25 protein-coding genes and 2 pseudogenes are annotated in these 25,461 nt (G+C 68.1%); 13 read left to right on the top strand and 14 right to left on the bottom strand.

Annotated features, from left to right (window positions below):
• Positions 1-111 precede the first annotated feature (111 nt).
• From ACFQEV_RS10405 to ACFQEV_RS10390, 4 genes are all read right to left on the bottom strand, one after another.
• Entirely contained in the window at positions 112-1,008 is an 897-nt protein-coding gene (locus tag ACFQEV_RS10405; protein WP_379695576.1) for a hypothetical protein, read from the bottom strand.
• Positions 1,009-1,074: 66 nt separating this feature from the next.
• Positions 1,075-1,842 (bottom strand): hypothetical protein, encoded by a 768-nt coding sequence (locus ACFQEV_RS10400; RefSeq protein ID WP_379695575.1) that lies wholly within the window; start codon positions 1,840-1,842, stop codon positions 1,075-1,077.
• Positions 1,758-2,957, bottom strand: a complete 1,200-nt coding sequence (locus tag ACFQEV_RS10395) for a hypothetical protein (RefSeq protein WP_379695573.1) — start codon at positions 2,955-2,957, stop codon at positions 1,758-1,760. The genes ACFQEV_RS10400 and ACFQEV_RS10395 overlap by 85 nt, the downstream gene beginning before the upstream one ends.
• Positions 2,958-3,046: 89 nt before the next feature.
• On the bottom strand, positions 3,047-3,880 hold the full coding sequence (locus ACFQEV_RS10390) for an MBL fold metallo-hydrolase (RefSeq protein ID WP_379695571.1): 834 nt from the start codon (positions 3,878-3,880) through the stop codon (positions 3,047-3,049).
• A 450-nt stretch (positions 3,881-4,330) separates the two neighbouring features.
• On the opposite strand from ACFQEV_RS10390, the gene ACFQEV_RS10385 reads away from it, so the two are divergent.
• Positions 4,331-4,771 (top strand): TIGR00725 family protein, encoded by a 441-nt coding sequence (locus tag ACFQEV_RS10385; protein ID WP_379695569.1) that lies wholly within the window; start codon positions 4,331-4,333, stop codon positions 4,769-4,771.
• A gap of 5 nt (positions 4,772-4,776) precedes the next feature.
• Here the strand turns inward: ACFQEV_RS10385 and ACFQEV_RS19925 are convergent.
• The 4 genes and pseudogenes from ACFQEV_RS19925 to ACFQEV_RS10365 all read right to left on the bottom strand — a co-directional run.
• Positions 4,777-5,118: pseudogene (locus ACFQEV_RS19925) on the bottom strand (DUF8173 domain-containing protein); the annotation flags it as partial.
• Between the two features lie 18 nt (positions 5,119-5,136).
• Positions 5,137-5,271: a hypothetical protein gene (locus tag ACFQEV_RS10375; RefSeq protein WP_379695567.1), complete on the bottom strand. Its 135-nt coding sequence runs from the start codon at positions 5,269-5,271 to the stop codon at positions 5,137-5,139.
• Between the two features lie 205 nt (positions 5,272-5,476).
• Positions 5,477-6,511 carry a diphthamide biosynthesis enzyme Dph2 gene (gene dph2 / locus ACFQEV_RS10370; protein WP_379695565.1) on the bottom strand — a complete coding sequence of 345 codons (1,035 nt, stop codon included), beginning with the start codon at positions 6,509-6,511 and terminating at the stop codon, positions 5,477-5,479.
• A 146-nt stretch (positions 6,512-6,657) separates the two neighbouring features.
• Complete coding sequence (locus ACFQEV_RS10365; protein ID WP_379695563.1) at positions 6,658-8,064, bottom strand: hypothetical protein; 1,407 nt, start codon at positions 8,062-8,064, stop codon at positions 6,658-6,660.
• 92 nt (positions 8,065-8,156) lie between these two features.
• Between ACFQEV_RS10365 and ACFQEV_RS10360 the strand changes: the two genes are divergently transcribed.
• The 3 genes from ACFQEV_RS10360 to ACFQEV_RS10350 all read left to right on the top strand — a co-directional run bounded on the left by ACFQEV_RS10360 (position 8,157) and on the right by ACFQEV_RS10350 (position 9,957).
• Positions 8,157-8,531: a YlbF/YmcA family competence regulator gene (locus ACFQEV_RS10360; RefSeq protein ID WP_379695561.1), complete on the top strand. Its 375-nt coding sequence runs from the start codon at positions 8,157-8,159 to the stop codon at positions 8,529-8,531.
• A gap of 106 nt (positions 8,532-8,637) precedes the next feature.
• Complete coding sequence (locus ACFQEV_RS10355; RefSeq protein WP_379695559.1) at positions 8,638-9,309, top strand: MinD/ParA family ATP-binding protein; 672 nt, start codon at positions 8,638-8,640, stop codon at positions 9,307-9,309.
• A gap of 21 nt (positions 9,310-9,330) precedes the next feature.
• Positions 9,331-9,957 (top strand): RAD55 family ATPase, encoded by a 627-nt coding sequence (locus ACFQEV_RS10350; RefSeq protein WP_379695557.1) that lies wholly within the window; start codon positions 9,331-9,333, stop codon positions 9,955-9,957.
• An 18-nt stretch (positions 9,958-9,975) separates the two neighbouring features.
• On the opposite strand, the gene ACFQEV_RS10345 is transcribed toward ACFQEV_RS10350, so the two are convergent.
• Together ACFQEV_RS10345 and ACFQEV_RS10340 are read right to left on the bottom strand one after the other, a co-directional pair.
• Positions 9,976-10,257, bottom strand: coding sequence for a hypothetical protein (locus ACFQEV_RS10345; protein ID WP_379695555.1), 282 nt, complete (start codon positions 10,255-10,257; stop codon positions 9,976-9,978).
• 79 nt (positions 10,258-10,336) lie between these two features.
• Positions 10,337-11,320 (bottom strand): FKBP-type peptidyl-prolyl cis-trans isomerase, encoded by a 984-nt coding sequence (locus ACFQEV_RS10340; RefSeq protein WP_379695553.1) that lies wholly within the window; start codon positions 11,318-11,320, stop codon positions 10,337-10,339.
• Between the two features lie 210 nt (positions 11,321-11,530).
• Here ACFQEV_RS10340 and cyaB point away from each other — a divergent pair, with 210 nt between their 5' ends.
• A complete protein-coding gene (gene cyaB, locus ACFQEV_RS10335; RefSeq protein WP_379695550.1) occupies positions 11,531-12,091 on the top strand; it encodes a class IV adenylate cyclase in 561 nt (186 codons plus the stop codon).
• A 105-nt stretch (positions 12,092-12,196) separates the two neighbouring features.
• A complete protein-coding gene (locus ACFQEV_RS10330) occupies positions 12,197-13,402 on the top strand; it encodes a methionine adenosyltransferase (RefSeq protein ID WP_379695548.1) in 1,206 nt (401 codons plus the stop codon).
• Between the two features lie 18 nt (positions 13,403-13,420).
• Here the strand turns inward: ACFQEV_RS10330 and ppk1 are convergent, their stop codons facing one another.
• A complete protein-coding gene (gene ppk1 / locus ACFQEV_RS10325; RefSeq protein WP_379695546.1) occupies positions 13,421-16,102 on the bottom strand; it encodes a polyphosphate kinase 1 in 2,682 nt (893 codons plus the stop codon).
• 190 nt (positions 16,103-16,292) lie between these two features.
• Here ppk1 and ACFQEV_RS10320 point away from each other — a divergent pair, with 190 nt between their 5' ends.
• The 4 genes from ACFQEV_RS10320 to ACFQEV_RS10305 all read left to right on the top strand — a co-directional run bounded on the left by ACFQEV_RS10320 (position 16,293) and on the right by ACFQEV_RS10305 (position 19,365).
• Entirely contained in the window at positions 16,293-17,489 is a 1,197-nt protein-coding gene (locus ACFQEV_RS10320) for a tRNA sulfurtransferase (protein WP_379695544.1), read from the top strand.
• 113 nt (positions 17,490-17,602) lie between these two features.
• Positions 17,603-17,890, top strand: coding sequence for a hypothetical protein (locus tag ACFQEV_RS10315; RefSeq protein ID WP_379695542.1), 288 nt, complete (start codon positions 17,603-17,605; stop codon positions 17,888-17,890).
• Between the two features lie 79 nt (positions 17,891-17,969).
• Positions 17,970-18,425, top strand: a complete 456-nt coding sequence (locus ACFQEV_RS10310; protein WP_379695540.1) for a DUF5804 family protein — start codon at positions 17,970-17,972, stop codon at positions 18,423-18,425.
• Positions 18,426-18,465: 40 nt separating this feature from the next.
• A complete protein-coding gene (locus tag ACFQEV_RS10305; protein ID WP_379695538.1) occupies positions 18,466-19,365 on the top strand; it encodes an alpha/beta fold hydrolase in 900 nt (299 codons plus the stop codon).
• Here ACFQEV_RS10305 and ACFQEV_RS10300 read toward each other — a convergent pair.
• Positions 19,338-20,318, bottom strand: a complete 981-nt coding sequence (locus ACFQEV_RS10300; protein ID WP_379695536.1) for a PLP-dependent cysteine synthase family protein — start codon at positions 20,316-20,318, stop codon at positions 19,338-19,340. The two genes, ACFQEV_RS10305 and ACFQEV_RS10300, sit on opposite strands and share 28 nt — an antisense overlap.
• 165 nt (positions 20,319-20,483) lie before the next feature.
• On the opposite strand from ACFQEV_RS10300, the gene ACFQEV_RS10295 reads away from it, so the two are divergent.
• On the top strand, positions 20,484-20,870 hold the full coding sequence (locus ACFQEV_RS10295) for a thioredoxin domain-containing protein (RefSeq protein WP_379695534.1): 387 nt from the start codon (positions 20,484-20,486) through the stop codon (positions 20,868-20,870).
• Between the two features lie 28 nt (positions 20,871-20,898).
• On the opposite strand, the gene ACFQEV_RS10290 is transcribed toward ACFQEV_RS10295, so the two are convergent.
• A complete protein-coding gene (locus ACFQEV_RS10290; protein ID WP_379695532.1) occupies positions 20,899-23,058 on the bottom strand; it encodes a thioredoxin domain-containing protein in 2,160 nt (719 codons plus the stop codon).
• Between the two features lie 185 nt (positions 23,059-23,243).
• Here ACFQEV_RS10290 and purD point away from each other — a divergent pair, with 185 nt between their 5' ends.
• Together purD and ACFQEV_RS10280 are read left to right on the top strand one after the other, a co-directional pair.
• A complete protein-coding gene (gene purD / locus ACFQEV_RS10285; protein ID WP_379695530.1) occupies positions 23,244-24,536 on the top strand; it encodes a phosphoribosylamine--glycine ligase in 1,293 nt (430 codons plus the stop codon).
• 58 nt (positions 24,537-24,594) lie between these two features.
• Positions 24,595-25,140, top strand: a complete 546-nt coding sequence (locus ACFQEV_RS10280; RefSeq protein ID WP_379695528.1) for an acyltransferase — start codon at positions 24,595-24,597, stop codon at positions 25,138-25,140.
• 21 nt (positions 25,141-25,161) lie between these two features.
• Here the strand turns inward: ACFQEV_RS10280 and ACFQEV_RS10275 are convergent.
• Positions 25,162-25,359 (bottom strand): annotated as a pseudogene (locus tag ACFQEV_RS10275) (ATP-binding protein); the annotation flags it as partial.
• Positions 25,360-25,461: the final 102 nt, after the last annotated feature.

Raw genomic sequence — 25,461 nt, 5'->3', positions numbered from 1 at the left:
CATATAATCCGTATTAAATCCATTGGACGTTCTGAATTACAGCGACTGGAGAACGCTCTGCGCGAAACGAGAGACGGCGGCGAGCGGCGAGAACGGGACGTTCGCCGCCGGTCAGACCGGAATCTCCGTCTCGACGTCCCCGTCGGCGACGGCGGCCTTCACCCGTTCGGCGGCGGCGTCGGACTCGGCGACGTTCTCCATCAGCACCGTCTCGCTCGGGAAGAGGTGTTCGCCGAGGACGAGTCCGTGCTCGCGGGCGGTCGAACCGGTCATCGTGAGGTAGACGCCGAGGCCCGTCTCCGCTATCGCGGCCTCCTCCTCGGCCGACTCGTCGGGGTACGCGAAGGTGACGCCGTCGAGCTGCCGCGTCCCGAGGACGGCCTCGACGAGTCGTTCGTACCGCGGCGAGATGCAGAGCGGACCCTCGTACCCCTCGACGAACGAGCGGTCGAGGTCCGCGCCCGGCGGGAGCACCTCCGGTTTGGCCATGAGCGTGTGGTAGACGGTGTCTCCGAGGCCGGAAACGACCCGAACGTCGGTGTCCATCGGGTCGATGCGGGCGTTGATGTCGGCGATGCTCCCCACTCCGTCCGCCCGCAGTTGGACGACTTCTTCGAGGACCAAGTCGGCGCTGTCGAACCCGAGGCCGAACTCGTGGGTGCGGAGGGCGCGGAACGGTTCCTCGCGGCCGACGAGTTGGACGGAGACGCCGTCGATGTCGAGGGTGACGCTGTCGAAGACGACGCGGCGCGGCATCCCATCGCGGTCGTCGCGAAGCAGGGTGTACTCCGGTTCCGCCTCGTTCGAGAGGTCGCTGTAGTCGGCGAGGCGTTCGTACACGTCGCGGTCCGGATGGGCGTTCCCCTTGGTGACGGACTTCTCGTAGCGAAGCGTGGACGTGATTTCGTCCGCGAGTGCCGCGGCGTCGGCACACTCAGCGAAGCGCTCCAACACGGCTTCGAGGGGGCGTCCCTTGCGCGGAACGGCGACGCGCACCGTAGCGGTCATTGTCGAGTTCACGGACGCGCCCGCTAAACAGGTTGCGTTTCGGGCAGGAACGGGGGAGACGGGGAGTTACTCGCCGTCGCCGCCGTCGTCGCCGTCTCCGTCGGCGTCGCCCGCGGCCGCGGCCGCGCCCGCGCCCGCGCCGAACACGTCGTTCAGGCGGTGGCGGAACGATTCGAGTCCTTCCACGGTCGCTTCGAGGTCCTCGATGCGCTCCATCGCCGACGAGAGGTCGTCGAGGTCCGAGCGGATCTCCTCTATGTCCTCCGAGAGGGTCTCTCTGGCCGCCACGATGTCGCCGTCGAGCGACGCGATGTCCTCCCGAACGTCGCCGATTTCGCCGTCGAGTTCCGAGACGGCGCTCTCGGCCCGCGAGGCGTCCTCGGCGGCGTTCTCGACCCGACCGGACACCTCGGAGACGTCGGCTTCGACGCTCTCGACGCGGTCGGAGACGTCGTCGTACTTCGAGCGGAGGCCCTCGACCGCGGAGGCGTTCGCGTCGGCCGTCTCTTCGACGTTCGAGAGCACCTCCGCGGCGTCTTCGACGCGTTCGTCGAGGGCGCCGAGGTCGCCGCGGAGGCGGGAGACGTCGGACCGGATGGCCTCGCGGTCGTCCCCGGCGGCGTCGAGACTCGATTCGAGGGCGTCGAGTTCCTCGGAGATGTCCCGCATCTCCTCGCGCAGCGATTCGACGACTTCGGCTCCGGTGCCCTCCTCGTCGATGAACTCCGCGAGGGCGTCGCTGTACGCCGCTAAGTCCCCCATCTGCGACTGCAGGCGACGGATGCGCACGTCGGCGCTCTGCGGAAGGCCCACGTCGAGTTCCGACCGAAGCACGTCGAGGTCCTCCTCGGAGACGCTCCCGTCGCGAATCTCCGCCGCGAGCGTCGCCGCCAGCGACCCCTCGACCGCCGGAGTCGCACGCGCGTCGGCGTCGTCCCACCGGCGTCCGCGGACACCTCGGCGTCGGCGTCCGACACCGCGCCTTCGACTTCGACGTACTCCCTCGCCCCGGCGTCCGCGGCCGGTTCCTCCGCGTCATCCTCGTCGGTCTCTGCGTCGGCGTCCGCAGACGTTTCGGCGCCGGCGTCGCCCGCGTCGGCCTCCACCCCGCTCGAACCGATTGCGGCCGCCACGTCGTCGTCGTTAGGCCCTGCGGGCGAATCGACCACCGCCGGGGTGGAGTCGTCCGCGATTTCGCGCGGTTCGGCCGTCTCCGCCTCGGCGGCGTCGTCGGCGTCCTCGGCCGCCGCGTCGTCCTCGCCGTCTTCGTCGGCGGGGTTCGGAATCGACTCCAGCGCCTTCTCGACGGCGTCCTCGGCCTCCTCGATGGCGGAACCGCCGGACGCGTCCGAGTCTGCGTCCGCGTTCGTCTCAGCGTCGGCGTCCGCGCCGGCGTCGTCCGCGTCCTCGATGGGCTCGGACTCCGCGGCGTCGGCCTCCGGTTCGGCGTCCTCGTCGAGTGCCCCCTCGTCCGCGAGCGACCCGTTGCCCTGCAACGCGTCGCGCACGAGTTGGCTCCGGTCCTCGCCGAGGATGTCCTCGACGCCGTCGTCCGCGTGGTCGGCCTCCTCGCCCTCCGCCGGAACGGGCGGGCGTTCGAGGACGGGTTCGACGAGGAAGCTCGACGCCTCGTTGACGGTGTTGAGGCGGATGCCGTACACCGTCGTCACCGACTCCTCGGGCTCCAGCGTTCGCTCGTACTCGACGCGTTGGTCCTTGTACGCGGTCCAGTTTTCGCTCTCGTAATCTGGGTGGAAGCCCACCCCCTCCATCGGGAAGTCCTTCGGGATGCTATCGACGATTCGGACGTGGACGGCCTCCTCGCTGTCGGAGGAGATGCGGAACTTTATCGCGGGAACCGGGAACTCCTCGGCGACGAACGACTTCTCTACTTTCACGTCGCCATCGGAGACGTACACCGGACCCCCTAGGTCGGACTCTTGGCTCATGCCCGTCCCTTCCGAAAGCCATTACATAAAATAACCGGGCATTTTCGAACGCGAGACTGTCACTTTCTCGAATCGTGTCAGCAGACAGACTAGAGGTCCACTCGGTCGCCGATTTCGGCTATCTCCAACCGTTCGGGGTACTCGAAGCTCCGCGAGTGAGCGTGGAGGACCGTCGGGTCGGCGGTCATGCCCTTCCACATGTCCCAGTGACTCGGGAGGAGGCGGTCCAACCGAAGGTCGGAGGCGGCTTCGATAATCTCGTTCTCGGTGGAGTACCACTTCGTGCGCACGGGTTCGCCCGTCTCCTTGTCCGGGATGTTTCCTATCGCGCCGAACGCGAGGACGCCCAGGTCGATGTCGTACTCCTCGCCGAGTTCGGCGAACTCCTCGGCGGGTTTCGTGTCGCCGCCGTGGAAGAACGTGCCCGACTCGTGTTCGATAACGTAGGAGACGGGGTGGGTCGCGTCCGGATCGTGCGCGGGTTTGACGTGAACCGTGAACTCACCGATTTCGAGGGTGTCGCCCTCGGAGACGACCTCGAACCGGTCCTCGGAGACGTCGTAGTTCTCCGTCCACGCCTCGTCTTCGAGGGCCACGTCCACGGAGTCGTCCGGCGCGTAGTACGTCGCGTCGGTGTTCTCCAGGATGGGGGCCTGACTCGGCCCGTGGACGTGGTCCGTGTGCTCGTGCGTCGCGAGGAGTCCGTCGAGTTCCGTCACGTCCTCCGGGTCGAACGGGACGGGGATCATCCGAACCGTCCGCGGCGGGTCGCCGACGCCGACGTACGGGTCGATAGCGAGCGTCGTCCCGTCGCTTCCCTTGAGGAAGAAGCCGTTACAACCGAGGTACCAGACGGCCACCGTCTCCGGGTCGGCCGCCTCGACGGCGCGCGGAAGCCAATCGCTCCAGTCGCTTACGGACATACGACCGGGTGCGGACGGACGGGGACTAAGTGTTGCGGAGTCCGCGACCCCTCGTCCGACCGCCGACGGGGGAAAAACCGGATGCGCCGTCGGGGTCGCCGCCGGACGTCGCCGGACGACCGATGGGGCGGCCGTCCAAAATAACGATACGTTATACGTCACCTTCCGGACGATCGTCCGATAAATCACCCGAAAAGGGACGTTATACCGGCTATAACCGACGGAAGGAATATACCTCGAAACGGAGTGCTACGAAACGCCATGTCTGAGCGCCGACGGAACACCGCGCATTTCAGTCAGATGGACGCAACGATGCGGACGCTGGGTACGTGGGACCCCGAACCGCCGGCGGCAGACCTCTACAACTGACGCCTCCGGTCGTCGCCGCAGGGACGCCCCCGGGACCGCACAGAACGAAACGACTCTTTCTCTCCGACGAGAAGCGGCGGTATGCGCGTGAGTATCATCGGCGGCGGAACCGTCACCGAGGAGAAGATAGACGTCGCCGCCGAGACGGGTCGTTCGCTCGCGCGGCGCGGGCACACGGTCGTCTGCGGCGGTCTGGGCGGCGTGATGGAGGCGGCGTGTCGCGGCGCGAAGGAGGCGGACGGGCGGACCGTCGGAATCCTCCCGACCGACCGACGGGCGGACGCGAACGAGTACGTGGACGTCGCCGTCGCCACGGGACTCGGGCACGCCCGGAACGCGTTGGTGCCGATGAACGGCGACGCGGTGATAGCGATCGGCGGAAGTGGCGGGACGCTCTCGGAGATCGGCTTCTCGTTCGTCTACGACAGGCCCGTCGCCGGACTCGGCACGCACGACGTGCCGGGCGTCGAAGCGTGCGAGACGCCCGAAGAAGCGGTCGAGTACGTCGAGCGTGAGGTGTAGGAGGTTCAGCCGCGGCGTTCCCAGAGAACGAACAGCACCGCGCCGAACCCCGTCGTCGAGACGGCGAAGTTCACGAGGCCCCCGACTATCGGAATCAACGAGACGGCGACGAGGACGACGGCCCCGGCGAACGCGACCACGAGGGTGTCCGGTTCGCCGGCGGAGGAGGAGGCGGCGTCGAGGACGAACCGACCCACGAGGAGGGTTCCGATGGCCGATCCCGCGATTCCGAGGACGGCGAGGACGATGACGCCGGGGATGGCGAGTATCAGCCCGATTCCCGTTATCGCGAGGAGGACGATGACGATACCCCCGATGACCGAGATGCCGAGGCCGACGAGGAAGGCGACGCCGCCGTCACCAGACTACGTCTGGTGGGCTGACGAGCTTCGCTCGTCAACGTCGTCGCGGATAGTCTGCAGGCTCTGTTCGGTCAGTTTCGGTGCGACGACGGCGACGATAACGGCGACGACGCCGCTGAACACGACCGCAAGGGTCAACCCGAGCCCGCCCCGAAGAAGTGGGCGAGAGCCGAGGGGTCACTCGGTTGGAGCGGGGCGGTACCGATAGCGAGGGACGACTCGTCGAAGGGGACCATCGAGTCGGAGATTAGTTCTCGATTTGATATCTCTTGCGATCGTGACGCGGACGAAGAGAGAGCGGAAGAGAGACGCCGAGACGGCGGCGAGTCCGTCGTTCGTCAGTTCACCACGTGCCGTGGAACGTGTCGAACGAGAGCGAATCGAGGGGTTCGTCGCCGACGGCGATGCGGTACTCCTGCGGCGTCAGCATTGGCTTGTGGAACCGCGGGCCGTCGTCGGTGGTGATTCGGGGACATCCGGTGTTGACGAACGCGTCCATGTCGAAGTTCCGGAGTCTGTCCGGCGTCACTTCGTCCATGGTGATGAGGTAGGCGTTCGGGTTGTCCTCGATGATCTTCTCGGCTATCTCCATGCGCCCCTGTCCGATCTTGGTGCAGAAGATGACGCCCCACTTCTCGGCGTCCATCGCGCGGTGGACCGCGCCGTAGCGCTGTTTCATGAACTTCTCCGTGTCGGCGATGGTGACGACGTTGTTGACGGGGTCGGCGATGACCACCTTCTTCTCGGGGTGTTCCATCGCGAGGCCGAGGGGGTGGAACTTCCCGCCGCCGACGTACAGCACTTGGTCGGCGTCGATGTCCGCGGAGGCGTAGTTACAGCCGAGAACCTGCCCTTCGAAGGTGAGTCGGTCGTCGCCGCGGCGGGTGTGGACGTCGTAGCCGCGTTCCTCCAACCAGTCGCACATGTCCTCGAAGCGGTTCATGTGCTGGGCCGTCGTCACCAGGCCCACTTCCTCGCCCTCCAACTCTTCGAGGGACTCCTCCAGGATGGGGAACGGGTCCACGTTCGAGAACAGGGGGACGTAGATTATCTTGTCGGACTCCTTCATCGGCGAGTGCCCGAAGTGGACGAACACGTCCGTCCGGCGCATCAGGTAGGTGTCTAAGTCGCAGGCGCCGTAGCAGGGTTGCCCCGACAGCATGAACGTCACGTCGTCGTCGCAGAGTTCCCGCAGGTCGTCGGCGACGGCCGGACCGCGCCGCTTCAGTCCCTCGGGGAACTGCAGTCCGACGCGCGTGGCGTCCCGTTCCTCGATTTCGTCGATGATGCGGTCGAGTTCGTAGTCCCACTCTCTGTCGTGTCTGAGCGACATCCCGGTGTTCCGGAGGTCACCCTCGGAAGAAGCGTCCTGACTCATTGTCCCTTCGTTGCCGGTCAGGAGGTATAACGTCGGCGTTCCCCGATGCGACGGCCGCGGAGTCGGATCGTCCGCCCCGAGGCGGCGGAACCGCACGCCCGCAGTCCCGTCGGACGTGCGGGTCGAGTGTCGTCTGCGTCTCGTTCTCACGTGTCGTCTCCGGCGCGCGCCGTGACCGTCTCGGGTCGGGCGTCGTCGGTGGCGTTCCGCGCCTCATCGTACCACGGCGGCGCGCGGACCGTCTCCGGATCGGCGTCCGTGTACTCCATCCGGAACCGGACTGACCGCGTCTCCCCGCCCGCGCGAACCTCGTAGGAGACGACGAGAAGCGAGACGAAGCCGTCCGCGCCGACGTGCGCCTCCGCCCGGTAGTCGGTGACGTTCCCCGAGTTCGGGAGCGACCGCGGCGTCCCGGTGGCGACAATGCGGTACGGTTGGACGCTCCAGTTCTTCCGGGTGACGTTCGTCCGCGGCGCGTCCAGATACCGTCGGACGGCGCCGGCGGCGCGGTTCTCGAACGGGCCGTGTCCGTCCTCGTCGGCTTCGACGACGTGTCTGGCGTACGATTGCTTCTCGCCGTGTTCCGTGTAGACGTAGTTGTGCCTCCCGTCGGCGTACATCGAGTAGTGCGCGAATTCGGCACCTCCCTCGCCCGTGGCCCGATATCCGGTGACGAAGTAGCGGTACCGCGTCGGACCCGCCACGTCAGCCCGCCGGTACGCGCGGGTCCACCCGCGACCGGTCCGCGCGTTCGTCCCGGACTGCCGCACGATGAGTTGGTACGACCGCCCAGCGACTGCGTCCGCGTGCGCCGCCGCGAGCGTCGCCGCGTCCGCGACGCCCGCGGGTCCGACCCCCGGTGGGAACGGTTCGTCGGCGTCGCCGTCACCGTCGCTGTCGTCGTCGCTGTCTCCCTCGCCGTCACCGTCCGCGGAACCGTCCGAGGAGGCGGCGACGACCGGGCCGACGTTCGGCCCGGCCGCGTCGTCCGTCCGGGGTACGACGCCGAAGCCGAACGGGCCCAACACGGCCGCGACGACGAGTCCCGCGAGGAGGAGGACGGCGAGGCTCGAAACGGGTTCCGCCGCGACTCGCGCGACGCCGAAACCGTTCGACTCCCCGCGTTCGCCGTCGGGCGCGTCGTCCCCCTCCGCGGCGACGCCCGACCGTTCGACGGACGGCGACTCGCCGAAGTACCGCCGGAACAGTCGCTCGCAGTCGTCGCGGTCCACGCCGTACAGCGCCAGGTTCCGGAGGTCGTCCGGTCCGACGAGCGTCGCCCCCGACGAGACGACGCGGCGGACGAGGCGGCGCGACGGACTGGCGGCGACGACAGCGTCGGCGTCGTCTGGGACGCGCGGCGTCCGGAGTCGCCGCCGCGCGTCGAGCGTGACGACGACTCGACCGTTCTCCCCGACTGCGAGAGTGCCGTCCTCGCGCGCCCGAACCTCCCGGCCGGCGGCGGCGTACAGGTCGCAGACGAACCCCCGCAGACGCTCCGCGTCGAGGCGGCGGAGCCACCGTTCGAAGGTTCGCGCGGAGACGACTGGCATGCTAACTAATAACGCACGCGCGACCACGACTCTTTCCCCCGCGGACCCCCGCATCCGGCAGGTTGAAACGACTCGCGTCCGAAGCGAGGGGTATGAGCATGCAGACGGACCCCCTCGAAGAGATGGGCCGCGAACTCGGCGAAGCGCTGACCGAGACGCCCGAGTACGAGGCCTTCGAGGAGGCGAAAGCGGCCGTCGAGAGCGACGACGAGGTGCAGGCCAAGATTTCGGAGTTCGAGTCGCTCCGCGAGGAGTTCATGTTCGCTCGACAGACGGGGAACGCGACGCAGGAGGGGCTTCAGAAGGTCCAATCCGCCCAAGAGGAACTCCACTCGATGCCCGCGATGGCGGAGTACCTCGAAGCCCAAGAGGAACTGCAGACGCGCCTCGAAGCCGTCAACGAGGCCATCTCAGAACCCCTCGCCGTGGACTTCGGCGGCGAGGCGGGCGGTTGCTGTCACGACTGAGCGACGACCGCACGGCCGATTTTTTCAACGACGCGAGACGCCGGAGAGCGACGGGTCGGCCGTTCGCCGCCGCGACTTTTTATACGAGGACGGGGCCAGCGTCGCCATGCTTGCGATAGCCGGCGGGAAGGGCGGGTGCGGGAAGACGACGACGACGCTCGGTCTGGCCGCGGCGATGGACGCGGAGACGCGCGTCGTGGACGCCGACCGGGACATGCCCAACCTGCACGCACTCGCGGGCGTCCCCCGGGACGCGACCGAACGAACTGCGGCAGACGGTCGGGTTCCGTCCGACCCCGCCGACGAGCGAACGCCGCCGTACCGCCACCCCGAGTACAACCACGTCTCGGTCTCTCCCGCGCCGCCGAGGCGGGACGCGCGCGCTGACGGCGGGTGCGACGACCCGTCGGCGAGACTGCGGCGGATTCGCGCCGAGACGGACGCCGCAGTCCTCGTGGACTGCCCGGCGGGCGCGGGGCCGGACGCCGCGGCCCCCCTCCGCGTCTGCGACGGCGCCGTCGTCGTCTCGTCGCTCTGCGCGCCGTCACTCCGCGACGCCGCCAAGACGGCGTCGATGGCGCGAACGCTCGGAACGCCCGTCGTGGGGGCGGTGCTCACGCGGGCGCGCGTCGCGCCGCCCGGCGTCTCGGACCTGTTGGGCTGTCCCGTGCTCGGACGCGTCCCGGAGGCGGAACCGCCGGTCCTCGAAGACGCCTCGGTCAGGCGGGCGTACGAGAACGTGGCGACTGAGATCCAGGCCGCCGAAGGGATAATATAAGAGACCGTCGTAAGAGGTGACGTGTCTGGACGGCTCACGACCGGCATCGACGTTCTCGACCGACAACTCGACGGCGGAATTCCGGCGGGGAGCATCGTCTTCCTCGGCGCGGAACCCGCCAGCCAGTCCGAGCTGTTCCTCTACGAACTCACCGCCGTCCGGGGGACGCTGTACCTCACGACCGTCCGCTCCGACGCCGCGGTCCTCGACGCCGTGCACCGAACGCCCGGCACCGTCGGCAGTCCGACGGTCCGAGACATCGGCGGGGGCGCGCCGTTGGACTCCGCGAACAAACTCGTCACGGAACTCCCGGAGGGGGCGAACCTCATCATCGACGTGGTGGACGTGTTGGAGGAGACGAGCACCGCCCGGTACCGGGAGTTCCTCAACGAACTGCAGACGCACATGGTCAACACGGGGGGACTCGCCGTCCTCCACGGCCTGAAGACGGGAGACGCGCCGCGGAACCGCCGCTACACCGAACACATGTCGGACGTGGTGTTCGACCTGCAGACGGAGGTGGACGGCTCGGAGATAGAGAACCGACTCGCCGTCCCGAAGTTCCGCGGCGGCAAAGCGCCCGAGAAGACCATCAAACTCCGCCTGAGCGAACGGGTGACCGTGGACACCAGCCGGGACATCGCGTAAGCGACTATTTTCGGCGGCTCAAGTCGCGTAGAACAGGAAGACGCCGAGCGTCACCGCCACCGTCAGCCCGGACCAGGCGCGGACGGTATCAACCGGCCCCAGGTCGATTCGGCGCGTGAACACGGAGAGGAAGTACGGCGCGAGCGGTGCGAGTCGCGCCAGAATCGGCGGGTCGGCTCCGAGTCCGTATTCGAGCGCGAGCGTGAGCGCGATCGTCGAAACCGCCGCGACTGCGGCGACGAGGGCGTCGTCCGGGAGTTCGAGTTCCGACGGCACCTCGTCGGCGTCTCTGTCGGCCATCTCTCCGAGAGTGCGGAAACGGAAAGTAAGAACCCGGCGGTTCCGTCGCCCGAGGGGGCGGCGGCCGCCGCGGCGGGAGTTACTCTTCGGTCTCTTCGCCTTCGAGTTCCTCAACGAGTTCGTCCGCGTCCACGTCGACGTCCTCGATGGCTTCCTCGATGTCTTCGGCGTCGGCGCCGCCGCCCATGCCGCCCATCATACCGCCCATGCCGCCCATCATACCGCCCATCCCGTCGATGGTCTCCTGGACGATGACGCGGTCTAAGTCGAGGCGGTCGATGACGTCCTGTGCGATCTGCTGCTTCGAGAACATCCACTGCTGGTTCATCGTCATCTGCGGCGTGGCCTCGATGTACAGCGTCTCCTTCTCGACGGTCTCGACCTCGGTCTCGGGTTCGGCGTCCTCGTCGTCCTCGTCGGGTTCGACGACCGTCTCCTCCTCGACCTCGTCGGTCTCGATCCAGACCTCGGGGGCCTGCTGGAGGTACATGCTGAGGAGGCTCTCGGCCTTCTCCTCGCGGTCCTCGACGAGTTCGAGAATCTCGTAGTCGTACTCGAGGTCTTCGCCCGCCAGCGGGTGGTTGAAGTTCACGCGCGCGCGGCCGCCGATGATGGTCTCGACGCGACCCTGTTCGCCGTCGACTTGGACCTGCGCGCCGGGGTAGCGGTCGTCCTCGTCGATCTTGTTGGCGCTGACCGTGCGGACGTCGTCGTCGTCGAACTCGCCGAACGCCTGCGCGGCGGGAATCTCGACGTTGCCGGTGTCGCCGGGTTCCGCGCCGACGAGGGCGTCGTCGACGGCCTCGAAGACGTGTCCCGCGCCGACCACGATGACTCGGGGTTCGAAGTTGTACTCCTCCGTGTCGATGTCGGCCTCCTCGGCCACCTCTTCGTCGGTCGTGTCGACGACGGTGTCGTCTTCGACCGTGCGTACGGTGTACGCGAGGCGCACGAAGTCGCCGTCTTGGATTCCGTCCTCGGCGACTTCCTCGTCTTCGGCGACCTCTTCTTCGACGTCTGCTGCGTCGGCGTCGGCCGCCTCCGCCTGCGGTTCGTCACTCATACGCGGAACAATACTCGTGTGACCCTTAAGAATCACGTTTCGCCCGCCGCGGAGAAAACGCCCGATTCGCCGCGGTTTTCCGGCGAAATCGGAGGGCGCAGGCGACGGCTACGACGCTCTCGGCGCGGCAGAGTCGGTAGTCGCGGACGCCGGATCGACCGGATTCCGGAGTCACCCACGCTTTTGCTCGGCCGGGACGACGACCGACGCATGTACGAAGTCGAGGTCAAGGTGCGGGCCGACCGCGACGGGGTGCGGGCGAAACTCGACGGGGGGCGCGCCGAACGCGTCGGGCGCGTGCGGCAGGTAGACACCTACTACGACGCGCCGCACCGCGACTTCGCGGCGACCGACGAGGCCCTCCGCGTCCGCCGCGAGACGCCACTCGACGGTGAGGACCGGGCGGAGACGACGGCGCGCGTCACCTACAAGGGGCCGTTGGTGGACGACGAGTCGAAGACGCGGGCCGAACACGAAACCGAGGTGGCCGACGGCGAGACGATGGACGCCGTCCTCGACGGCCTCGGCTTCGAACCGGCGGCGACGGTGGAGAAAGAACGGGAGTTCTACCGGATGGACGGCTACACCGTCACCCTCGACGCGGTGGAGGGAGTCGGGGAGTTCGTCGAAGTCGAACGCGAGGCCGAGGACGAGGCGGACGTCGAATCGGTCCGGGAGGGAGCGTACGCCGTCGCGCGCGAACTCGGACTCGACCCGGACGAGCAGATTCGGACGTCGTACCTCGGGATGCTCCTCGATTCGGAGGAGTGACCCCGCGGCGGGCGACCGGTTCGACCGGATGATGTTTGATAGTAATTCTCGTGTCGCTAATCTTTTCCGCAAGTTATAGCATCACCGGTGAGGAACGACTGCACAATGACCGAACGGAACATCAGCATCGAGGCGGCGGACAGAACCGCCGTCGAGGACCAACAGGTCGAAATCGTCGAGCGAAAGGGTATCGGTCACCCCGACTCTATCTCCGACGGAATCGCCGAGAGCGTCTCCCGCGCCCTGTCGAATCTCTATCTCGACCGGGTGGGGAAGGTTCTCCACTACAACACCGACGAGACGCAACTGGTGGCGGGCGAGGCCGCGCCCGCCTTCGGCGGCGGCGAAGTCGTCGAACCCATCTACCTCCTCATCGTGGGTCGCGCGACGAAGAAGTACGACGGCGAACGACTCCCCGTGGACTCGGTCGCCCTGGAGGCCGCCCGCGACTACCTGAACGAGCACATCCCCGAACTGGAGTTCGGAACCGACATCGTCGTGGACGTGAAACTCGGCGAGGGGTCCGGCGACCTGCAGGACGTCTTCGGCGAGGAGAGCGTGCAGGTTCCGATGGCCAACGACACGTCGTTCGGCGTCGGCCACGCGCCGTTGACCGAAACCGAGGAGATAGTGCTGAACGTCGAACGCGAACTCAACTCGACGTACGCCGACGAGAACCCGCACCTCGGCCCCGACGTGAAGGTGATGGGCAAGCGCGAGGGCGACGAGATAGACATCACCGTCGCCGCCGCGATGATCGATTCCTACGTCGCCGACATCCAGGAGTACAAGGAGGCAGTCGCGTCCGTCGAGGAGTTCGCCGGCGAGGTGGCCCGCGGGTACACCGACCGCGAGGTGAACGTCGCCGTCAACACGGCCGACGACTACGACGAGGGCTCCATCTACCTCACCGTCACCGGCACCAGCGCCGAACAGGGCGACGACGGGTCCGTCGGCCGCGGGAACCGCGCGAACGGTCTCATCACGCCGAACCGGCCGATGAGCATGGAGGCCACCTCGGGGAAGAACCCCGTCAACCACATCGGGAAGATCTACAACCTGCTCTCGACGGACATCGCCGAAACCGTCGTGGACGAGGTGGACGGCATCCGCGACCTGCAGATTCGCCTGCTCTCGCAGATCGGTCGCCCCATCGACGAACCCCACGTTGCGGACGCGAAGATAGTCACCGACGAGGGCGTCGTCCTCTCGGACATCGAAGCCGACGTCGAGGCCATCGTGGACGACCGCCTCGCGAACGTCACCGACATCACGCGGCAGGCCATCGACGGCGACCTGACGACGTTCTGAGGGCCCGACGCCGCCTTTTCACTCGTAGTACCGCTCTAACAGCGACACCGCCGCGCGCTTCGTCTTCCGGTAGGCGCGCCCGCCGTCCGGCGTCCGAACCGCGTACGCGTAGCGGTCGCTGTCGGGGACGTACCACCGGTCGCCGTGGACGCGCATAGCCCGCGGGAGGTCGGAGTCCGCCGCGTCGGCGTCGGTGTCGGCGTCGGCGTCCGCCTCGGTGTGGCCGTTCTTCGCCGCCCCGGCGTCCGGTCCGTCGGCGGCGGACGCGCCCGTCGAATCGGTCGCACCCGTCGCGCCGGAGGAACCACCCTCCGCGCCCGAGGCGAAGACTGCACCGCCTCCCGACGCCGGGGCGGACTCCGCGCCCCTCTGCCCCGGGCCGACGGAAGTCTCCTCGGAGTCGGGCGTCGAACCGGGAGAGTCGGCGTCGTCGGCATCGTCGGCGTCGTCAACGTCGGCGGCGGGTCCGACGAGGAGTTCGTTCGGCGTGGCGGGGGAGTCGGGGAGGACTCCGCGCTCCGCGCCGGGCCGGCGGAGCGATTCGAGCGTCTGCTCCATCAGAATCGACTGCATGTTGACGACCGGTTCGCCGTCGCGGGGGTACTGCTGGTCGTAACTGCCGTCGGCGTTCATCGTCCACCGCTTTTGGTTGTCCGACATCGCCAGTTCGAGGACGAAGCGGAGTTGCGCGCGGATGTCCGGGTCTTCGACCGGCGCGACGGCCTCGACGCGGTTGTCGAGGTTCCGCGTCATCCAGTCCGCGGATCCGACGTACCACTTCGGGTCGCCCGCGTCACCGGCTTCGCCGGTTGCTCGCGAGGGCTCCGCCCTCGCGCCGTTTTCGAAGTAGTAGATGCGCGAGTGTTCGAGGAACCGATCGACGATACTGTGGACGGAGACGTTCTCGCTTATCCCCTCCAGGCCCGGCCGGAGGCGGCAGATGCCGCGCACCACGAGGTCGATATCGACGCCCGCCATCGACGCGCGGTACAGTTCCTCGACGAGTTCGGGGTCTTCGAGGGAGTTCACCTTGGCGACGATGCGGGCGTCCTCGCCGTTCCGGGCGTGGTGCGCCTCCCGGCGGACGAGGCGGGTGAACTGCTCGCGCATCGTGACGGGCGCGATGAGGAGCTTCCTGAACTCCTCGTCCAAGGAGGGGCCGGTGAAGAAGTTGAACACCTTCACCAGGTCCCGGCCGATGTCGCGGTCGGCCGTCAGGAGTCCGAGGTCCACGTACCCCTTGGCGGTGCCGGAGTGGTAGTTGCCGGTGGCGACGTGGGAGTACAGTTGCACGCCGTCGTCCTCCTCGCGGACGACGAGGGCGGTTTTCGTGTGCGTCTTCAGGCCGATGGTCCCGTAGGCGACGTGGATGCCCTCCTCTTCGAGGCGGCGGACCCACTCTAAGTTGTTCTGCTCGTCGAACCGGGCCTTCAGTTCGACCATCACCGCCACCTGCTTGCCGTTGTCGGCGGCATCGATGAGGCTCTGGATGACCTTCGAGTCCGAGGCGGTGCGGTAGATGGCCGCCTTGATGGCCAACACGTCCGGGTCGTTCGCCGCCTCGTCGAGGAACTCCTGCACCGTCTCGCCGAACGAGTGGTACGGGTGGTGCAGGAGGACGTCGCCGCGTCGAATCTCAGAGAAGATGTCCTCGGAGGCGTCGGGGCCTACGTCCGCCGAGGTGCCGACGCGTTGGAACCGCGGGTGCGGTTGGGGTGTCCACGGGTCGAGTTTCAGGTCCGGGCGGTCCAGCTCCGTCAGGTCCATCAGTTCGCGGAAGTCAAGCGGTCCGGGCAGTCGGAACACCTCGCGCTCGGAGATGTCGAGCTGTTCAACGAGGAGGTCCACCACCCGGTCGGACGCGCCCTCCTCTACGTCGAGGCGGACGGCGGTGGCGAACCGTCGCTGTTCGAGCACCTCCCGAATCATCTCGATGAGGTCCTCCGCCACCTCTTGGTTCCGCCGGACCTCCGCGTTCCGGGTTAGGCGGAACAGCGTCGTGTCCGCCACGTCGGCCTTCGGAAAGAGCAGATCGAGGTTCGAGCGGATTATCTCCTCTAAGAGGACGTACTCCTCCTCGCCGACTTCGACGAGTCGGGGGCGGTTCTGCGGTATCTTCACGCGCGTGAACGTCGGTTCGTCCTCGCCGTCGCGTTCGGTCAACACCGCGAGCGAGAGGCTCAGATTCGAGATGAACGGGAACGGGTGAGCCGGGTCGAACGCGAGGGGGGTGAGCGTCGGCAGGACGGACTCCTCGAAGTAGTCGCGCATCTCCGAGCGCTGACGGGCCGTCAGGTCGTCGTAGTCGTGGACGTGGACGCCCTCCCGCCGGAGGGCGGGGCGAACGTCTTCGAGGAAACACTCCGCCTGCGCGCGGAACATCGGTCTGGCCGTCTCCACCGCCTCCCGCCACTGCTCCTCGGGCGTTCGGCCGTCCGGGGTGGATTCGGTCACCCCGGCGTCCATCTGCTGTTTCAGACCGCCGACGCGCTTCATGAAGAGCTCGTCCATGTTCTTCGTGAAGATGGACAGAAAGCGCACGCGTTCGAGGAGGGGTTGCCTGTCGTCCAACGCCTCGTGGAGCACCCGCCGCTGAAACTCCAACTCGCTCAGTTCGCGGTTCAGGTAGTACCGCGGGTCGTCCAAGTCCACGTCCGGTTCCGGCGGGTCGTACGGGTCGGGGTGCGAGTTAGCGTCCATTGTGGAGGGGTACTGGGAGCCGTTGCCGCGGGCGAGGTCGTCGATCAGTTACGACCAATCCAGTCACATATTAAGAAGTTTATATTAGTAGACAGTTTGTCAAACGTAGTTGTCGGTACGTACATATTAAATATATAGAGAGTCCGTTCCGGGCAAAATCGGCGCGACCCGCGGACCGAGACGCTGATTGGTGGCCGCGGAGTACGGCACGGTAGTGAACGCCGAGAACGTCGTCGCGGTCGGGTACGGGGACTTCGGAACGAAGAGCAGCGAGGTGCGCGCGAAGATGGCGAAGCGACTCGCCGAGAGCGTCCGCGCCGCCCTCGCGGACGCCGACCTGCCGGGGACCGTCGAGAGGCGGTGGGCGCGCATCCTCGTCGAGACGGACGAGACGGACCCGGTCGCGGAGGTAATCGCCACCCTCCCGGGCGTCGTCTGGGCGCGGCCGGCGGTCCTGACCGACGCGACGGTGGACGCCGTCCGCGACGCCCTCCGGACGCTCTCGACCGAACGCGGCCACGGGTCCGACGAGTCGTTCGCCGTCGAGAGTCGCCGCGTCGGCCCGCCCTCGGCGCACCCGTTCTCCAGTCGGGACCTGAAGGTGGAGGGCGGCAGCGCCGTCCAAGCGGGAACCGACGCGCCCGTGGACTTAGACCACCCCGACCGGACGTACAGGGTCGAGGTGCGCGACGACGAGGCGTTCGTCTCCGCCGTTCAGATGGACGGACCGGGCGGACTCCCCCTCGGCACGCAGGGCCGCGCGGTGGTCCTCCTCAGCGGCGGCATTGACTCGCCCGTCGCGGCGTGGCGGATGATGCGCCGCGGGTGTTCGGTCGCGCCCGTGTACGTCGATTTAGGCGACTACGGCGGCGCGGACCACCGCGCCCGCGCGACGGAAGTGGCGACGACGCTCTTGCGGCGCGCGCCCGACGAGGACGTTCGACTCCACGTCGTCCCCGGTGGCGAGGTGGTGCAGGCGGTGGTGGACGAACTGCACGACACGCGGATGCTGTCGCTCCGGCGGGCGATGCTCGCGGCCGGCGAGGCGGTGGCCCGCGAGGTGGGCGCACACTCCGTCGTGACGGGCGAGTCCCTCGGGCAGAAGTCCTCGCAGACGGGCGCGAACCTCGCTGCCACCGACGCCGCCGTCTCGCTTCCGGTCCACCGACCCCTGCTGACGGCGGACAAGACGGACATCGTCGAGGAGGCGCGCGCCCTCGGCACGTTCTCGGACTCGACGCTCCCGGTGGGATGCGAACGGGTCGCGCCGTCGCACCCCGAGACGAACGCGACGGTGGAAGCGGTCGAAGCGGCCGAACCGGACGACCTCCTGTCGATGGCGCGGGAGGCGGCGGCGGACCGGTCGGTCGTCGACCTCGAACCCTGACCGGATCCGTACGGACGTCGATTATAATGTACGTTTCACTTCGTTCTGCAGCCTATAGCGTGAATAATAGGGGTAAAATGGATTTACGTGCGTTCAGTTCGTAGCCTCGCGCGATGTCACAGACGCGCCGCCCACCCCACGGTCGAATCGACTCCTCGTGGACCGTCAGGCAGGTGGTCCCCCGTTCATCGTGGCGGGTCGGAACGGAGACGTGTTCGGCGTGCGGCGGCACCGTGAACCTCGACGGCGACCACTATCAGGTGGAACTGGGCCGCGACAGGCGGCCCGAAGCGGGTTCGAAGCTGACGTACGAGCGACAACTGCTGTCGTTCTGCGACGAGTCGTGCGCAACGTCGTGGCTCGACGGTACCGCCGCCGAGCACCCCTCGGCCGACGAGTGAGCGTCCTGACCGCCGCCCGGAATCGACCGCAGATCGCCGCACCGCAACCGATTTAGCCGCCCGTCGTCAGGCTCAAAACGTGACGCGGGTTTGCTTCGTCGGGGCGCCCGAGGTGAACGTCCAGTACGAACTCCTCTCCCGCGAGACGGCGCGGGCCGCCCTCTCGACGTACGAGATACGCCAACCGTTCGCCAACTCCTTGGCGGTCGATACGGTGAGCGTCGGCGCCGCCGTCTCTCTCTGCAACGACCTCAACTGGTATCTCGTCCGCTTCGTCGAGACGGTCCTCGTCCGCGAACCGAGCATCAGCGACACCGAGTGGCTCTCTCGCCGCCTCGCGGAACGGGTGCGCGACGGCGAGGTCCGCCCGGAGGAGACGAAGGAGCGTCTCGCCGTCTACGGCCTCGAAGACGGCCGCCTCGTCGAACCGATGTACGTCACTCGGCGGCCCGACGGGACGGTTCCGACGTACGACCTCCGCGACGTGGAGGAGACGGTGGTCGTGCGCGTGAGCGACGACGAGTTCGGCAGGTGAGGCGGCGCACCTTTTTGTTCGGGCGGTCGTAGGCGAGTTCATGGCGGTTCCATACGGGGCGGAGTCGCGGGAAATCGAACTCGACGGCCTCCGCGTTCGGTATCTGGTGGCCGGTGACAGCGACGGCGACGGCGATGACGCCGACGCCGATGCGCCCACCATCGTCCTCCTGCACGGCGGCGGCCTCGACAGCGCGTCGCTCTCCTGGAAGGAGGTCATGCCCGCCCTCGCGAAGGACTTCCGCGTCGTCGCGCCCGACCTGCCGGGGTACGGCGAGAGCGACCCGCCGGAACGGACGCCGACGACGGACTACTACGTGCGCGTCCTTGAACGCTTCCTGTCCGCAGTCGGCGTCGAACGGCCCGTCTTGGTCGGCGTGTCGATGGGCGGCGGCGTCGCCGTCGGCTACGCACTCGAACACGCCGACGACGTGTCGGCGCTGGTCGCAATCGACGGGTACGGACTCGGCGGGTCGGTTCCCGGCGGCGCGTTGACCGCCGTCGTCTCGCGGGTGTCGTACCTGAGCGAACTCTCGTGGCGGGCCGTCGCGCGGAGTCGCACCGTCGCGTACTTCTCCGTCCGGGCGGCGGTGGCCTACGGCAACGTCTCGCCGACGCTCGTGGACGAGGTGTTCGCGGAGGCCAAGCGGAACGACGGCGACGCGTGGCGGCGATTCCTCCGGGCCGAAATCGGCCTGCGCGGGCCGAAGACGAACTACGTGGACCGACTGCCGGACGTGTCGGTGCCGTCGCTGTTCGTCCACGGCGAGGACGACAGGCTGGTCCCGCAGTCGTGGTCGGTCCGCGCGGGGTCTCTCGTCCCAGACGCGGAGGTGCGCATCTTACCGAACTGCGGCCACTGGCCGCCGCGGGAGAAGCCGAACCGCGTGAACGCGCTGATTCGACTGTTCCTTCAGTCGAACATGCCGGTGGACATGTAGCGCTCGCCGCTGTCCCAGAAGACGGTGACGACGAGGGGGCAGTCGGCGTCCGGGAGCGTCTCCGCTCTCGTCCCGCCGGACCCGTCCGCGACGACGGACCCGCCCGCCTCGCTTCGGCAGTCGGCGTCGGGGTCGGCCAGTCGTTCGGCGACGCGCCGCGCGGCGACGTTCGACGCGCCGGAGGACTGCCCGACGAGGATACCCTCCTCGCGGGCGAGGCGGCGACACTCGGCCTCGGCGGCGTCGAGCGAGACGGTCTCCACGCCGTCCAAGAGGTCCCTGTCGAGGTTCGGGCTGACGAAGCCCGGTCCCATCCCCTGGAAGTCGTCGTCGCCGGACTCGCCCGTCGAGAGCACGGCGTTCTCCTCGGGTTCGACGGCGACGATGTCCATCTCGGGGAACTCCTCGCGGAGGCGCCGCCCGATGCCCGAGAGGGTGCCGCCGGTGCCGACGCCCGCGACGAGTGCGTCCACGCTCCGCCCTTCCACCTGTTCGAGAATCTCCTCGGCTGTGGTGCGGTAGTGGGCGTCGGGGTTCGCGGGGTTCTCGAACTGGCGGAGTTGGGTCATCCCCTCGGCCTCCAGTTCGTCGGCGCGGTCCTTCGCGGCGGAGATGTCCCCCTCGACGAGTTCGATGTCCGCGCCGTAGGCGCGCATGATTTCGCGTCGCTCGGGCGACTTCGAGGCGGGCATCACGATGGTGATGTCGTACCCCTTGCTCGCGGCGGCCATCGACAGTCCGATGCCGGTGTTTCCGCTCGTCGGTTCGACCAGTTCGTCGCCCGGCGATATGGCCCCCTCGCGTTCGGCGGCCTCTATCATCCCCAGGGCCGGTCGGTCCTTCGCGGACCCGCCGGGGTTCTTCGACTCTATCTTCGCCGCCACGAGGGCCCCCGGCGGCGACGACACTCGGACCAACGGCGACCCGATGGTCTCGAGGATACTCGCGTCCATTACCGACGCGTAGGCGACTCAGACCGAAAACGATGGCGGACGAGGGCAAGACGCGCCGGATTCCGTGACGGCCGGCGAGGGAGGGGCGGTACCGAACCCGACCGGGACGGCGCGAACCTGACCGCGACCGCGCCGATTAAAGCCCTCGACCCGGTATCTCGCGGTATGGCCGACGCCGAGTCACAGACGTTAGAGACGATGGAGCCGAACCCGATGTGGGACGAGGAGTCCTACGAGGACGCCGTCGAGAGCCTCTCCGAGGACGGGTTGGTGTTCAAGGTGTGGGGCGGCGACTGGTGCGGCGACTGCCGGGGGCAACTGCCGGACTTCGGGGCCGCACTCGACGCCGCGGGCGTCCCCGAGGAGAACGTCCACCACTACCCCGTCGAGAAGGAAGACGACGGGAGCAAGGTCGGACCGAAGGTCGAGGAGTACGGCATCGAACTCATCCCCACCGTCGTCGTCGAACGTGACGGCGAGGAGGTCGCGCGGTTCGTCGAGGAGGAGGACGCCCCCATCGCCGTCCACCTCGCGGACCGACTCGGCTCGTAACGCCGTCTCCCGCTTTTTCGAACCCGCTTCAGAGGTCGATGTCGTCAACGTCGTCCAGCGACACGTCCGCGTCGCCCGCGCCGCCTTCGAGCCACGACAACGCCTCCTCGACGGAGTGGGCGGGCGCGGAGCACGTCCGCCCCTCGCAGGCGTAGATGGTCGGTTCGCCGTCGCGCGCCTCCCGGCCCTTCCACACCGGCGGCGCGTCGGAGAGGCCGAGCGTATCCAGCCACGGCCCGAGTTCGTCGTCCGTCGGCGGGCGAACCGAGAGGACGGCGTCGGGCACGTAGCGTTCGGCGAGCGTCTCGCGCCACGACTCGGGGAGTCCCTCCGCGGCGACGACGAGTTCCGTCCCGCCGAGGGCGCGCTTCTCGGCCGCGAGGGCGAGCGAGACGTGTTCGAGCGGTCGGCCGCGAATCCGGTCGCCGTGGGTGTCGATGACCGCGCCGGCGACGGACGAAAAGTCCGCCTCGGGGACGAAGGCGTCCAAATCGAGGAGAAGCGACGCCGCGACGCCGACGCTCGACGGCGTGGACTGGTCTTGGAGTTCCTGCGGGCGGGTGACGAGCGATTCGCCCTCCGCGGGCGTCATGTACAGCGTCCCCGCCTCCTCGTCGTAGAACTGGTCCACCAGCGTGCGCGTCAGGTCGAGGGCGAACGCGAGGTACTCGGCGTCGCCGGTCGCTTGGTACAGGTCGAACGCGCCGCGGGCGAGGAAGGCGTAGTCTTCGAGGTAGCCGTCGCCCTTCACGTCGCCGTCCTTGTAGCGGCGGGCGAGTCGCCTTTCCTCCCGGTCCCAGAGGCGTTCGCGGACGAACGCGAGGGCGTCCTCGGCGAGTTCGACGTACTCGTCGCCGAGGACGAGTCCGCCCTGCGCCAGCGAGGATATCATCAGGCCGTTCCAGCCCGCGAGCACCTTCTCGTCGCGGGCGGGTCGGACCCGTTCTTCGCGCGCCTCGAACAGCGCTTCGCCCGCTTCGCCGAGTCGTTCGTCCATCTCCTCCTCGGAGAGGCCGTACGACTCGGCGAGTTCGTCGGCCGTCGCCGAAATCGTCAACACCGTCGTCCCGTCTTCGAAATTACCCGACTCGGTGACGCCGTAGCGGTCGCAGAACAGGTTCGCCGTCGTCTCGTCGTCGAGTACCTCGCGGACCTGCTCCGGGGTCCAGACGTAGAACGTCCCCTCCTCGCCGCCGCTTCTGGCGTCTAAGGTGCTGTAGAAGCCGCCGTCGGGGTGGCGGAGTTCGCGGGCCACGAAGTCGAACGTCTCGCGGGCCACCTCGGCGTAGTCGTCGCTCCCGGTGAGTCGGTGCGCCGCGACGTAGACGCGCGGGAGTTCCGCGTTGTCGTACAGCATCTTCTCGAAGTGCGGGACGGTCCACGTCCGGTCGGTGACGTAGCGGTGGAAACCGCCGCCGACGTGGTCGTACATACCGCCCGCGGCCATCGCGTCGAGGGTTTCGGTGGCCACGTCTATCGCGTTCTCGTCGCCGGTGCGGACGTACGTCCGGAGGAGCGATTCGACGCGGCGGGCCTGCGGAAACTTCGGGCCGCCGGAGCCGAATCCGCCGTACTCTCGGTCCGCGCCGCGAACCGCCGCCGCCGCGACGGTGCCGAGGATCTCCTCGCCCGGCGCGTCGCCCGACTCCTCGGGCGTCGCTTCGAGGTTGTCCGTCAGCGCGTTCGTCCACTGGTCCGCGCGGTTCTCGATCTCCTCGCGGTCGGCCTCCCACGATTCGACGAACGAGCGTAGGAGGTCCATGAACCCGGGGACGTTCCCCCTGTCGGGGCGTTGCTCCTTCGGGAAGTACGTCCCCACGTAGAACGGCTTGCCCTCCGGCGTCAGGAAGACGGAGAGGGGCCACCCGCCGCCGCCGGTGACGAGTTGGCAGATGGTCTGGTAGATGCGGTCCAAGTCGGGTCGCTCCTCCCTATCGACCTTTATCGGGACGAACTCCTCGTTGAGGACGGACGCCACCTCGTCGTCCTCGAAGCTCTCCTCGGCCATCACGTGACACCAGTGGCAGGCGGAGTAGCCCACCGAGAGGAAGATGGGCTTGTCCCCCTCGCGGGCGGCCTCTAACGCCGCCTCGTCCCACGGTTGCCAGTTCACGGGGTTGTCCGCGTGCTGGCGGAGGTACGGACTCTCTTCGTCGTCCAGCCTGTTTCGCCCCAGAACGTCGCTCATGGGTGGGGGTAGGGGAGTGAGGGACTAAAGGGGCGTGGAGACGGCGACTCGTTCGGGCGTTCGAGCGGTCCGCCCCGTTCGGCCCGAGTGCGGCCGCCGCCCGACTCCCGTGCAACCCACGTTCGTGTTCATCTCGCGCTGTCCGAAGAGCAACTTTTACACTCTCGTGCATCGCGGTACCGCGTATGACCGAGACTGCGCTCCTCGTCGGCGGCGGCGGCCGCGAACACGCGATAGCCCGCGCCCTGACCGCGGATTCGGACTGCGAACTGTACGCCTGCGCGAGCAACCGAAACCCCGGCATCGCCTCGCTTTCGGCCGGGTTCGAGCAGATTTCGGAGACGGCGGCCGAGGACATCGTCGCCTACGCGGCGGACGTCGGCGCGGACGTGGCCGTCGTCGGCCCCGAATCCGCGCTGGAGGCGGGCGTCGCGGACGCCTTGGACGACGCCGGCGTCTACACCTTCGGCCCGAAGGCGGAGGAAGCCCGCATCGAGACGGACAAGGCGTTCCAACGGCGGTTCATGGAGGAGGAGGAAATCCCCGGATGCCCCGACTTCGCCGTCTTCGAGGACGTCGAGGCGGCGTGCGAGTACATCGACGAGTACGACGGCGACGTGGCGGTCAAGCCCGCGGGTCTGACGGGCGGGAAGGGCGTGAAAGTCACGGGCGACCAGGTGACGAAGGAGGAGGCCAAGGAGTACCTCCGCGAGTCGGAGTACGAGGAGATAGTCCTCGAAGAACGCCTCGTCGGCGAGGAGTTCACCGTGCAGGCGTTCGTGGCGAACGGCGAGGTGCACCCGACGCCCGCCGTGCAGGACCACAAGCGCGCCTACGAGGGCGACGAGGGGCCGAACACCGGCGGCATGGGGAGTTACACCGACGCCGCGCCGCAACTGCCGTTCATGACCGCCGACGACTACGCCGACGCGGTGGACGTTCTGGAGGCCACCGTCGAAGCCCTCCCCGACTACAAGGGCGTCCTCTACGGCCAGTTCATGCTCACCGCCGAGGGCGTGAAGGTCATCGAGTTCAACGCCCGGTTCGGCGACCCGGAGGCGATGAACACGCTGCCCGTGTTGGAAACGTCGTTCCTCGACGTGGTAACGGCGGCACGCGACGGCGAGGAGATTCCCCGACTGGAGTTCGCGGGGAAAGCCACCGTCTGTAAGTACGCCGTCCCCGAGGGTTACCCGACGGACCCCGACTCGGGCGCGAAGGTGACGGTGGACGAAGAGAACGTCGGCGACGCACTCCTCTTTTACGCCAGCGTGGACGCCCGCGAGGACGGCGTCTACACGACCACCTCGCGGTCGTTCGCCGTCGTCGGCGTCGCGGACTCCATCGAGGAGGCCGAGAAGCGGGCCGAGGAGGGACTGGCCGCCGCCGGCGAGGGCGTCCGCATCCGCCACGACATCGGCAGACCCGAACTCGTCCAGAAGCGCATCGACCACGCGGCGGAACTCCGCGGCGAGTAACGCCGCGTGGCGACGACGCCGGGCATGGCTTTTGTACCGCCCCCGCGAATCCGAGGGCGTGAGCGACGAGAGCGACGGGACGGACGCGGACTCCGACGGGCGGCGGCACCACCGGGTGACGACGCACCCGACGCCGGGACCGCTGAACTCCCTGCGACACTGGACGGACGCCAAGCCCCTCTGGCGCGTGACGCTGAACTACCTCCTCGTGTGGGTGGCCCGCGTCGCGCCGTTCTTCTGGCTGAAGAACTGGGCGCTGAGACGCCTCGGCGTCACCGTCGGCCGCGGCGTCTCGTGGGGTCTGGAGGCCACCCCGGACGTGTTCTGGCCCGAACTCATCACCCTCGGCGACCACGCCGTCGTCGGCTACGACTCGGTGATCCTCTGCCACGAGTTCCTGCAGGACGAGTACCGGACGGGCGAGGTGGTCGTCGGCGACAGGGCGATGATCGGCGCGAAGGCGGTGATACTGCCGGGCGTCCACGTCGGCGAGGGCGCACAGGTGGCCGCGAACTCCCTCGTCACGCGGGACGTGCCGCCGAATACGACCGTCGCGGGCGTCCCGGCGCGGCCGATGGGCGGAGGAGACGACGAGAGCGACTGACGGGGCGACCCGCGGCGACGGTCAGGGCCGTTCGAGTCGGACGTTGAAGACGGCCCCGCGGGGGTCGTTGTCCCCGACCCAGATGTCGCCGCCGTACCCGCCGAGAACGCTGTCCGCGAAGAAGAGGCTGATTCCGGTGCCGTGGTGGAGTTGGTCGAACTCCTTGCGGCCGAAGACGAGGTCGCGTTGCGACTCGGGGACGCCCGGGCCGTTGTCCGCGGCGGAACGTCGTTGTGGGGGTATTTCACTTTCCGGGGTACTTCGGTACCGACCGATACCTCGCTGCGGCGCGTCGGTTTTCGGCGGACGGTGCGTCGAGAG

This window comes from Halopelagius fulvigenes, from assembly GCF_042662625.1.
Classification (GTDB): Archaea; Halobacteriota; Halobacteria; order Halobacteriales; family Haloferacaceae; genus Halopelagius; species Halopelagius fulvigenes.
This window is presented reverse-complemented; position numbering and strand designations above follow the sequence as displayed.